The 11,521-nt window shown below is 72.3% G+C and carries 7 protein-coding genes; 2 read left to right on the top strand and 5 right to left on the bottom strand.

All coding sequences use genetic code 11. The annotated features are described in order from the left end of the window. Positions 1-5: 5 nt before the first annotated feature. Complete coding sequence (proB, locus tag IE316_RS01820) at positions 6-1,112, bottom strand: glutamate 5-kinase (protein WP_190202726.1); 1,107 nt, start codon at positions 1,110-1,112, stop codon at positions 6-8. Positions 1,113-1,348: 236 nt separating this feature from the next. Here proB and IE316_RS01825 point away from each other — a divergent pair, with 236 nt between their 5' ends. Both IE316_RS01825 and IE316_RS01830 read left to right on the top strand, forming a co-directional pair. Next, positions 1,349-2,743 (top strand): polysaccharide pyruvyl transferase family protein, encoded by a 1,395-nt coding sequence (locus tag IE316_RS01825; protein ID WP_190202286.1) that lies wholly within the window; start codon positions 1,349-1,351, stop codon positions 2,741-2,743. A gap of 130 nt (positions 2,744-2,873) precedes the next feature. Beyond that, the gene (locus tag IE316_RS01830; protein ID WP_373311038.1) at positions 2,874-4,952 is read left to right on the top strand and encodes a CDP-glycerol glycerophosphotransferase family protein; all 2,079 of its coding nucleotides are present in this window, start codon (positions 2,874-2,876) and stop codon (positions 4,950-4,952) included. Here IE316_RS01830 and IE316_RS01835 read toward each other — a convergent pair. The 4 genes from IE316_RS01835 to IE316_RS01850 all read right to left on the bottom strand — a co-directional run bounded on the left by IE316_RS01835 (position 4,921) and on the right by IE316_RS01850 (position 11,487). Further along, positions 4,921-6,144 (bottom strand): glycosyltransferase family 2 protein, encoded by a 1,224-nt coding sequence (locus tag IE316_RS01835; RefSeq protein ID WP_190202287.1) that lies wholly within the window; start codon positions 6,142-6,144, stop codon positions 4,921-4,923. The genes IE316_RS01830 and IE316_RS01835 overlap by 32 nt on opposite strands. Positions 6,145-6,330: 186 nt before the next feature. Continuing rightward, positions 6,331-8,439: a CDP-glycerol glycerophosphotransferase family protein gene (locus IE316_RS01840; protein ID WP_229910148.1), complete on the bottom strand. Its 2,109-nt coding sequence runs from the start codon at positions 8,437-8,439 to the stop codon at positions 6,331-6,333. Positions 8,440-8,596: 157 nt separating this feature from the next. Then, positions 8,597-10,093, bottom strand: a complete 1,497-nt coding sequence (locus IE316_RS01845) for a bifunctional cytidylyltransferase/SDR family oxidoreductase (RefSeq protein ID WP_190202288.1) — start codon at positions 10,091-10,093, stop codon at positions 8,597-8,599. Positions 10,094-10,299: 206 nt separating this feature from the next. Continuing rightward, complete coding sequence (locus tag IE316_RS01850; RefSeq protein ID WP_190202289.1) at positions 10,300-11,487, bottom strand: hypothetical protein; 1,188 nt, start codon at positions 11,485-11,487, stop codon at positions 10,300-10,302. Between the last annotated feature and the right edge of the window lie 34 nt (positions 11,488-11,521).

Genomic DNA, 11,521 nt, shown 5'->3' on the forward strand with positions numbered 1-11,521 from the left:
GCCCATTACGGGTGCAGGATCACCAGATCGTCCCTGTGTACGACCTCGCGTTCGTACGCGGGTCCGAGTTCGCGGGCCAGTTCCCGGGTGGAGCGGCCGATCAGTTGGGGGATCTCCTTGGCGTCGAAGGTGACCAGGCCGCGGGCGACCGCGCGCCCTCGGCCGTCCCGCAGTTCGACGGGGTCGCCGGCGCTGAACTCGCCCTCGACGGCGGCGATCCCGGCCGGCAGCAGGGACTTGCGGCGCTCGACCACGGCCCGGACCGCCCCGTCGTCCAGGGTGAGCGCGCCCTGCGGGGCGGAGGCGTGCTGGAGCCAGAGCAGGCGGTCGGCGGAGCGCTTGCCGGTGGGGTGGAACCAGGTGCCGGTGTCCTGGCCGGTGAGCGCGTCGGCGGCGTGCACCGCGCTGGTCAGCACCACCGGGATGCCGGCGGCGGCGGCGATCCGGGCCGCCTCGACCTTGGTGACCATGCCGCCGGTGCCGACGCCCGCCTTGCCGGCGCTGCCGATCTCGATGCCGGCGAGGTCGGCGGGGCCGCGCACCTCGGCGATCCGGGAGGTGCCGGGCCGGGCCGGGTCGCCGTCGTAGACGCCGTCCACGTCGGAGAGGAGGACCAGCAGGTCGGCGTGGACGAGATGGGCGACGAGGGCGGCGAGCCGGTCGTTGTCGCCGAAGCGGATCTCGTCGGTGGCGACGGTGTCGTTCTCGTTGACGATCGGGAAGGCGCCCATGGCGAGCAGCTTGTCCAGGGTGCGCGAGGCGTTGCGGTGGTGGGCGCGGCGGCTCATGTCGTCGGAGGTGAGCAGGACCTGGCCGACACGGACGCCGTAGCGGGCGAAGGAGGCGGTGTAGCGGGCGACCAGCAGGCCCTGGCCGACGCTGGCGGCGGCCTGCTGGCGGGCCAGGTCGCGGGGGCGGCGGCGCAGTCCGAGCGGGGCCAGTCCGGCGGCGATGGCGCCGGAGGAGACCAGGACGATCTCCCGCTCCCCGCCGCCGCGCACCTTGGCCAGCACGTCGACGAGGGCGTCCACCCGGTCGGCGTCGAGGCCGCCGGCCGCCGTGGTCAGCGACGAGGAACCGACCTTGACGACGATCCTGCGGGCCTCGCCCACGGCCTGCCGCGTCCCTGCCACCTGTGCTCTTCCCCTCGTCCGGTGCCCGTTGCGCAAATCTACGGGAACCCCGTCCCGCCCCGCGCGTCGATTCCACTCCCCGGACACCGCGCCCCCGCGGCATTTGCGGCGGCAACGCACGGCAGGAAAAGGCGGTTTCGGCGACCGGTAGAAATCAAAGGGCTGATAAACATATCGTGAACCCCGTGTCACCATCAGACTCCGCAGACCGCCGCGTGAAGCGCGTCCTCCTGCGTTCCGGGAAGAGCCCCTTCGATGTGATCCCGGTCGAGGAAGCCCTCCACCGGGACGTGATCGCCACCAACTCCGGCAACCTGATCTTCAGTGACGCCGCCCACAAGATCCTGGGGACCCCGACCACCGAGGTCGTCTCCAACGGCATCCGGACCGACGTCAACGCCGCGGAGCGGATCAACGAGCAGTACGACGCCTTCGTGGTGCCGCTGGCGAACGCCTTCCGGCCGTCGTTCGAACAGCAGTTGAGGCGGCTGGCCCGGCTGATCAGGAAGCTGCGGATCCCGGTCGTGGTGGTGGGCGTCGGCGCGCAGACCGGCCTCGGCTACGACCCGTCGCGGCTGAAGCCGATCGAGTCGGCGGTGCGCGAGTTCGTCTCGGCGGTGCTCGACCGCAGCGCGTCCATCGGCGTGCGGGGCGAGTTCACCGAGAAGTACCTCAAGGACATGGGCTTCCGGGACGTCGAGGTGATCGGCTGCCCGTCGATGTTCATGTACGGCCCGGACCTGCGCGTCGAGAAGCGGGCCGCCGCGCTCACCGCCGGCTCCCGGATCGCGCTCAACGGTTCGCACGCGGCCGTGCAGCGGCAGGGCCTGGACCAGGTGATCCGGCGCACCCACGAGCGCTACCCGAACATCCGCTTCATCGGCCAGAACCTCAGCGACGCGCGGCAGTTGCACTGGCGGGACCTGACGGACCCGAACGCCAAGGTGACCGGGATACCCACCCACCCCGACCACCCGATGTACGCCGAGGGCAAGGTCCGGGTCTACATCGACCCCGTCGTCTGGATCGACGACCTGCGCGGCTTCGACTTCTCCTTCGGCTCGCGCATCCACGGCAACATCGCGGCGCTGCTGGCCGGGACGCCCGCGACCGTGCTCACCGGCGACTCGCGCACCCTGGAGCTGTGCCGGTACTTCGAGATACCGCACCAGCGCATCGACCGGATCCCCGAGGACCTCGACCCGGCGAAGCTGTACGAGGAGGCCGACTTCTCGGCGCTGACCGGCAACCACCGGGAGCGCTTCGACCGGTTCACCGCCTTCCTCGACAAGAACGGGCTGGAGAACACCTTCACCCACGGCGACGGCGGCGCCGCCTTCGAGAAGCGGCTGCGGTCGCTGACCTTCCCGGCGGGCATCCGCCCGTGGACCGACGCCGACCCCGCCGCGCTGGCCGGGCGGATCGGCTGGCTCTACGGCCGGATGGCCCAGCTCTCCTCGGACAACGCCGCGCTGAAGCGGGAACTGGCCCGGGTCAAGGCGGCCAAGGCGGCCTCCGGCGGCCCCGCGCCGTCGACGTCCTCGGTCTACCGCCGCGCCCGGCGCGTGGTGGGACGGCCGCTGCGCCGGGCGCTGCAGTCGGGCAAGTGACCCCGCCCGGCCCCGTCGGCGGGCCATAGCACGCACCGCGCACTCCAGGGCCGCAACACGCGCGTGTCGTCGGCAGGCCGGCGCCCGTTAACCCGGGCGCCCCTTCCGCGACGACCCTGGAGCGACCGCAGTGCCCGTACCCTCGTCCCGCAGATGGTTCACGGCGTGGTTCCACCGCCGGCAGACCGCCGTCCGCCTGCTCGTCCTCGCCTTCCTGGCCACCGCGTTCACCGCGCAGGCCGTCGGCGCGCTGCTGCCGCACGTGCCGCTGCTGCTCGCCGCGACCGCCGCCTCCCTGGCCGCCGAGGGCGTGCTCTACCGGTGGCAGCGCGGCATGCTGCCGCTGTTCGCCAAGTCCCACGCGGACCTCACCGTCCGGCATGTGCTGCGCGACCTGCTGCTGGTGATCGGCCTGCTGCGGCTGGGCGAGCAGCACCGCGAGACGGTGTACGCGCCGCTCGTCGCCGGTCTGCTGGTCTGCTACGCCCTGCACTGCGCGACCCAGGCGGTCTCGGTGCTGGTGCGGCGCAGCCGCACGCTGCCGGTGGTGACCCGGAACATCGACGCCTCGGAGCTGCGGCTCTCCCCGGCGCCGCCGGTGCTGCTGCGCCGCCCCGGCCACCGGCTGCTGGCCTTCGGGCTGCCCGCGACCGGCGGGCTGCTGGTCACCGTGGCCGCCGACGCGCCGGTGGCCGGGGCGGCGGGCCTCGCCCTGTCCCTCGCCGCCTCCCTGGCCGGGCTGGCCGCGCTGCTGCTGCGGCTGCTGCCGGGGCGCCGGCCCGCCGGGGAGCGGGAGGTCCTCGACTGGTTCGACGCCTGGCTGGCCGAGTACCGGCCCACCGTGGGGCTGTACTTCTCCGGCGGGGCCTCCTCCGCGTACCAGGCGAACATGTGGCTGGAGCCGATCGCCAGGCTCGGCGGGCGGCCGGTGGTGGTGCTGCGCGAGCGGTTCATGGTGCAGAAGCTGGCGCCGACCGACCTGCCGATCGTCTGCCTGCCGAAGGTGTCCACGCTGATGCGCCTGGAGCACTCCACCCTCCAGGTGCTCATCCACCCCTCGAACTCCGGCAAGACCTCGCAGGTGCTGCGCATCCCCACCATCAAGCACGCCTTCGTCAACCACGGCGAGAGCGACAAGCTGTCCTCCTGCAACCCGTACGCGAAGGCGTACGACCAGGTGTGGGTGGCCGGCCCCGCGGCCCGCGAGCGGTACGCGCTGGCCGAGGTCGGCGTCGAGGACAAGGACGTGGTGGAGATCGGCCGCCCGCAGCTCGACGCGGTACGGCCGTACGCCGGTCCGCCCGCCGGCCGGTACACGACCGTGCTGTACGCGCCGACCTGGGAGGGCTGGGACGGCAACCCCGGCAACACCTCGGTGATCGCGGCCGGGGAGAACCTGGTCCGGGCGCTGCTCGCCGACCCCGGGGTGCAACTGCTCTACAAGCCGCATCCGCTGACCGGGTCGGTCGACCCCCGGGCCGGCGCGGCCGACGCGCGGATCCGGGAGCTGATCCGGGCGGCCAACCGCGAACGGCCGGGCACCCGGCCCCAGGGAGCGGCCCAACTGGCCCGGCGCACCGCGGAGCTGGAGCGGGTCACCGCCGTCGCCGGGCGGGCCGGGGCGGACCCGGTGGAGCGGATGCTCGCGCAGTCGGCGCCGGAGCCGGGGCGGGCGGCGGCGGTGGCGCGGGCGGCGGCGGCCTGGGACGAGGCGTACTGGGCGGCGCTGCCGCCCGGGGAGCACCAGATCATCACGGACGCCCGGCCCGCGCTGTACTCCTGCTTCAACCGGGCCGATCTGCTGATCAGCGATGTGTCCAGCGTGATCAGCGACTTCCTGGCCAGCGGCAAGCCGTACGCGGTGGCCAACACTAGCGGGCTGTCCGAGGAGGCGTTCCGGGTCGCCTTCCCGACGGTGGCGGCGGCGACCGTGCTGGCGCCGGACGCGGCCGGGGTGCCGGCGCTGCTGGAGGCGGTGCGGCACCCGGAGCAGGACGCGTTCGCCGCGGCCCGCGCGGAGCTGGCGCTGCGGCTGCTGGGGCCGGCCGAGCCGCCCGCGCAGGAGCGGTTCGCCGCGGCGGTACGGGCGCTGCGGGCGACGGCGCGGGGGCACCGGGAGCGGATGGCGGGGCGGCTCACGGCGGACCTGCCCGGTCAGCGGCGGGAGACCAGGCCGGTCACGCCGCCGCCGGGCGGTCCCGTCGGCTGAGGCCGCGGACGGCCGACAGGCGGCGGAGCCGGCGCAGCGCGCGGCGCGGGAAGGAGTCCGCGGGCTGTTCGCGGTAGCCGAGGAACGGGCGGGCCTCGCGCGGGCCGGCCAGGTAGACCTCGTCGGGGATGCCCGCCTTCCGGTCCCGGAAGTGCGGGTAGACCAGGTAGAGGCGGCGGCCGTTCTTCTCCAGCAGCCCGGCCGCCTGCCTCTTGTCCCGGACGAAGCGCACCACGTCGGTCAGCAGATCGGGCCGCCGGGCGGCCACCAGGTGCAGCCGGAGCCGCTCGTGGACCTTGAGCAGACGGGCGACGCCCTCGGTCCAGTACGCGTCCATCAGCGGCGCGGCCAGCTCCAGCTTGTGCCGCCGCACCTCCTCGTCGTCGGTGAGCCAGCGGGGGCCGAACTGGGGCAGCAGGGTGACGACGAAGGGGCGCACCATGAGCTGGTCGCGCCGCTCGCCCGGCGGGACCAGCTCGGCGATCAGGCGCATCAGGGCGCGCGCGGAGTCGAACCGCAGCGCGTAACCGCCGCTCTTGGTGACGTGCTTGCCGTCGTCGCGGCCCACCAGGTAGTAGCAGGTGTGGTCGGCGATCACCGAGACGCCGTCCGCCCGCAGATACGCCTCCATGGTGAACAGCGCGTCCTCGCCGGTGAACAGGGACTCGTCGAACCGCATGCCGTGCCGCTCCAGCAGGGCGCGGCGGAACAGCTTCTGGGCGCTGAGGGTGAACTTGATGTTGGAGGAGAAGACGTCGGTGCGCTCCAGCGTCTTGTGCCACATCGACTTGGGCGCCCCGCGGTTGACGCCCTCGACCCGGCCGAGGACCACGTCCGTGCCGGCCCGGTCGGCCATGGCGACCATCCGCTCCAGCGCCTCGGGGCCGAGCCGGTCGTCGGCGTCGAGGAAGAACACGTAGCGGCCGGCGGCCTTGGCCAGGCCGGCGTTGCGGGGGCCGCTGGGGCCGCCGGAGTTCTCCTGGTGGATCACGGTGACCGGCATCGGGGCCCGGGCGGCGAACTCGTCCAGGTACTCCCCCGTGCCGTCGGTGGAGCCGTCGTCCACGGCGATGACCTCGACGCGCGCCGGGTCGAGGGTCTGAGCCTCCACGGACGCGAGGCACTCCACCAGGTACGGCATCGCTTCGTACGCCCCGATGATCACAGTGACATCAGGTTGCGTCACGGTCACGTTTCCCCCTAGACATGGCTCTTTTCCCCCGTATTTCCTCTATGGTCAACTGTTAGACGGGTGACCCGGAAAACCGGTTGCCTGCACCACCGGTCCCGTGACGGACATCACCGTTTTGCACACGGAAACGGCTCGGCCCCCGGGAGTGGCGCCTTTCCCGGGGGCCGAGCGGTGCGGTGCCGGAGGTCAGCCGGCGTTGACGTTGTCCGTCTCGCCGGCGGCGGTGGTGCGCTGGCCGGGCAGCGCGTCGGCCAGTTCCACGTCGGGGCCGCCGGCCATGATCCGGGTCCGCTGGCCCACGTTGCGCGCCTCGGCCTTCAGGGCGAGATCGGCGACCGCGGCGTTGAACTGCTCGATGGAGGTCGGCTCGTCGGGGCCGAGCAGATAGCGCTTGAGCTCCTCGCGGTCCTCGGCCAGCGGGTCCTGGGCCGGATCGCGGACGGCGGCGAGCAGCGCGCCCAGCTCGGCGGCGCTGTTGGTGAGGATCACCGCGGCGCGCACCGCGGTGTTCTGCCGCTTGAACTCCTCCTCGCCCAGCCCGGCGGAGTCCGTCACCGCGTACGGCTTGCCGCTGGCGATGAAGTCGGAGACCACGCTGGAGATGTCGGAGACCATGGCGTCGGAGACGTTGAAGCAGTCGTACAGGCGCGGCTCGGCGCCCGTGACGACCCGGTGCTCCCAGGTGGGGACGGACCGCCAGTAGGCGGCGTTCCACTCGGCGCGGAGCCGGGCGACCTCCGCGTGCCGCTCCAGGTCGATCAGGCCGTCGCGGGACGCCTCGGCCTCGTCGCCCTTGTCGGTGCCGCCGCCCGTCAGCTCGGCGAGCCGGGCCTCGACGCGGGCCAGTTCGGCGCGGGCGGCGGCCTGGCCGGCGGCGTCGGCGGGGTAGCGGGGGTCGGCGGCGCGCTCGGCGGCGGCCTGCTCCACCAGGGCGGTGATCCGCTGGTGGGCGGCCTTGGCGCGGGCGCTGCGGGTGCCGGTGAAGGGGTGCGGCTTGTACAGGACGCGGACCGGCGGGTCGGCGGCGATCAGCCTCTTCACGATGTTCTCGCCGGCCAGCAGGAGCGAGGTGTTGCCCGGGTTGTCGTCCCAGCCCTCCCAGGTGGGGGCGTACAGCACGGTCGGCATCCGGTCCTCGGGCACGCCCCGCCCGGTCCGGATGGGGGCGAGCTGCGGGCGGCCGACCTCCACGATGTCCTCGTCGCGGACACCGACGTCGGCGATGGCGTAGCGGTCGCGGCCGGCCCGGCCGGCGGTCCACACCTCGTCGTACACCTTGCTGTACGGGTTGACGCTGGCGATCTTGTCGCTGTCGCCGTGGCCGATGAAGACGTGCTTCATGGTCGGCACGCGCAGCAGGTGGATGTTCTTGCCGACGTTGGCCGCGTAGAGCGCGACGCGGACCGTGGACAGGTCCATGTTCATCAGGTGCACACCCCCGGGCACACAGATGACGGGGACCGTGGTCGGCGCCAGGTTCTGCAGGATGACCCGCTCGCGCAGGATGATCAGCGGCCGGGTGTCGAGCTGCTCCATGGTCTCCAGCCACATGTTGACCTGGTAGGCGGAGTCCTTGGAGCCGGAGAAGTACAGCACCGTCTCGGGCCGGTACTCGCGCAGCCAGTCGTCGACCGCGGCGAGCACCTTCTCGGCGCGCGGCGGGATGCGCCGGCCGCGGACGTAGGGCAGCAGCGCCAGCACGTAGAGCGCGCCCGCGCCCAGGGTGACGCCGATGCCGAGGAAGCCGGGCAGGTCGGAGCCGGTCTCGGCGGCGATCAGGATGCCGGCGACGGCGGCCAGGTCGAAGTGGAGGATCTTCTCGGCGGAGCGGTTCAGCAGCCCGCGCGGCGGGGCGTCCGGGATGCGGATGCGGGAGGCCAGGTCGACGTTGCGGGTGGCGACCGGCAGCCGGCGCCGGTTGCGGATCAGGGTGACCAGGGCGCCGTGCGGGGCCTGGAGACCGTAGAAGGCGATGAAGCAGGCGATGGCCGCGTAGTAGATCAGTTCGTCGGCGAGGGACAGCCGGGCCAGCAGCAGGATCAGCAGGAGCTGACGGATCAGGAAGCGGATCGACAGACCGGCGCGGATCTTGCTGAGCCGGCTGATCAGATAGCTGTTCCTGCGGTGCAGATAGTGGTCCGCCAGGTACGTCACGGTGGCCGTGACCGCGAAGGCGGGAACGCTCGGGACGAGCGCGGCCACCATCACGCCGGGGAAGCCCAGCATCATGAGGACCGCCGCGGCCAGCTCGGCCGCGCTGCCCACCCGGGCGACGCGAATAGCGGTGGGTATCACGGAGAACCTGCTCGTTGAAGGGGGTGTTCCGGTTTTGTGCTGGGACCCTGCTGAAATTGTGAGCGACAGGTGGAGGTACGGATACAGGCCCCTGCCAGCGCCCGGTGAAAGGGCGCGCGCAAGGGCCTGGATGTCCGCAGACTGATAAGCGCGATTATTACACGCCGTCCTGTCGGGCCAGCACCGAGGCCAGCGCCTGGTCGAACCCGGTGGCGCGGGCCGCGCCGGCCGTCGGGTCCTGCTGGCGGACGTCGATGACATGGCCGGTCAGCTCGGAGAGCAGCACGTCGAGCGAGGTGTGCGCGACGGCCTCGGAGGAGAGCAGGCTGCCCGCGGGCTCCTGGCCGAACGCCTTGGTGCGCATCGGGGTGGCGGTGCGCTCCGGGTTGATGCAGTTGACGCGGACGCCGTCGCCGGCCCACTCGTCGGACAGGGCCTGCGTGAGATTGACCATCGCGGCCTTGGTGGAGGAGTACAGGGAGTACTCGGCCCGGCCCCGGGTGTAGCTGCTGGAGGTGTAGAGCAGCAACTGTCCGCCGGTCTCGGCGAGGTACTTGTACGAGGAGCGGGCGATCTGCACCGGCGCCAGGTAGTTGACCTTCAGCGCCTCCTCGATGGTGGCGTTGTCGGTCTCGGCGAGCTTGCCGATGCGCAGCACGCCCGCGGTGTTGACGACGTAGTCGATGCGCCCGGTCTCGGCGTACGCCTTGGACAGGGCGTCGTCGACCTCCTCCGGGTTCTCCACGTGGGTGCCGGTGGTGGAGCGGCCCAGCGCGTAGACGGTGGCGCCGTAGGACTCGGCGAGTTCGGCGATGTCCTTGCCGATGCCGTAGGAGCCGCCGAAGACGACCAGGGTCTTGCCGGTGAGCAGTTCGCGGTAGGTGTCCTCGCCCTTCTGCTCGGGCGCGGCGGAGGAGGCCAACTGGAACAGCTTGTCGGCGATGAACACGTCGACGGGCTGGGTGACCTTCATGTTGTACTCGTCGCCCGCGACGACGTGGATCGGCACGTCCGGCAGGTACTTGAGGACGACCGAGCAGTCGTCGGTGGCCTGGAAGTTGGGGTCGCCGGCCGCGACCTGGTAGGCGCGGCGGATCGTGGACAGCTTGAACGCCTGGGGCGTCTGGCCGCGGCGCAGCCGGGAGCGGTCCGGGATCTCGGTGATGAACTCGCCGTCCGAGCCGTGGGTGCGGGTCACGATGATGGTGTCCGCGGACGGGATGGCCACGTCGACGGCCTCGTAGCGCTCCAGCGCGGCCACGCAGTCGTCTATCACGCGCTGCGAGAGCAGGGGGCGTACGGCGTCGTGGAAGAGGACGTTGAGGTCCTCGCCCTCGGCCAGGCCCTCGCCGAGGGCGGCGATGGCGCGCTCGGTGGTCTCGTTCCGCGTCGCGCCGCCCTCGATGACCTTCCTGACCTTCGTCAGGCCGGCCTTGGCGACGATCTTCTCCACGTCGGGGACGTAGCCCGGCGCCATCAGCACGATGACGTCGTCGATGGAGTCGGCGTTCTGGAAGGTGGTCAGGGTGTGCTCGATGACTGCCTTGCCGGCGATCTTCAGCAACTGCTTGGGGATCGACAGACCCACCCGCTGACCGGTGCCACCGGCCAGGATCACTGCGGTGGTACGGGGCTTGGCTATGTGCTGGGACACAGGTGACCTACCTTGGGGCGACAGGGAACCCGGAAATGGTCCCACTTGTGGTTACCGCAGTGCAAGGTGAGCGACCTCCACCGCATATGTGCGCGCAACCTGTCATTCACCTTGTGCTCCTGGTGACTACGGGCGCCCGGTCGGCAGTTCCCGGACGGCCGGGGAATTCCTGTGAGCAAGTCCACAGATGTGGGCAGTTGTCGGGGTCAGCGGCGCCGCAGCCGGCGCAGACAGCGGTGGCCGAGCACCTTCACCAGGTCCTTGGAGGAGGTCTGGTGCACGGTGCGCGCCTTGGCGGGGGCGCTGTGCCGCACCGGCGCGGAGGCCGCCGCGGCCAGCGCCCCGTACAGCGCCCGGGCCGCCGCCTCGGGAGCGAGCGCGGGTTGCGCGGCCGGCGGTGACGGCTCGGGTACGGCGGACAGCGGCGCCGGGTCGCCGATCACGCGCACGCCGAGGGCGGTGATCCGCGCGGCGGCCTCGGCGCCGATCGCGGCGGCGGCCTCGGCGGCCCACGCGGGGGTGGCGATCCGGGCGTCGCCCGGTGCGGGGGCGCAGGCGTTCTTCAGGTGCACGACGGCGCCATTGCGGACGAGCCGGGAGTACAGCTCCTCGGGCAGCTCGTGTTCGCGGAATTCCTTGTTGAGCGCCCGCAGCATTTCCGCCTCGGCCAGGGTGAGGGACCGGTTCGCCGTCTCCGGAACGGCACGCAGCAGATTCCGGGGCAGTCCGAGCAGCGCCTCGAAGACGCGCAGCAGCGCGTCCCGGTCCCGGTCGTCGACCACGACGACGGTGACCCGGCCGGGGCCGACCGCCCGGACCCACCGCTCCACCAGCCGGTCGTGCCGGTGCCGCCGCCAGAAGCTGGGGTTGGGCTTCCGGTACGGCGGCTTCCTGAGCATGTGCTCCAGCCAGTCCTCGTAGCCCATGCGCAGGCCGTTCTGCACGTACTGCTGCCACTGCGAGGGCATGATCCTCGCCAGCGGGCGCAGGGTCACCAGGACGTGCACGCGCTCGCCGCCGAGCTGCTCCACGATCCGGGCGATGGTCGCGTCGTCGTCGGCGTCGGCGAAGAACTCGCTGCTGACCACCGAGGTGCGCCCGCCGGTGGCGCGGACCTGGTCCAGCAGTTGGGTCCAGTGCCGGCCGGTCGGCGCCAGGTCGCCCATCATGGCGGGCCGGGCGCAGGCGGCCAGGGCGGCCTCCATGGGGTGCCGGGTGTGCGCGGGGAACTCCACGCCGTGCGCCCGCATGGCGTCCTTCGCGGCGAACAGGGCGCCCTGGACGGCGGTGGTCCCGGTCTTGTGCGGGCCGATGTGCAGCAGGCGGGTGCCGGCGGGCAGGGGTGCGATCGCCTCGTTCACCGGGGCGCCGTCTCTCGTACAGTCCGTCTCCATGGTCAACGGACGGTAGGAGTCCTTCCTGAGGAAG

The organism is Streptomyces fumanus (genome assembly GCF_014655295.1).
Taxonomy (GTDB): Bacteria; Actinomycetota; Actinomycetes; order Streptomycetales; family Streptomycetaceae; genus Streptomyces; species Streptomyces fumanus.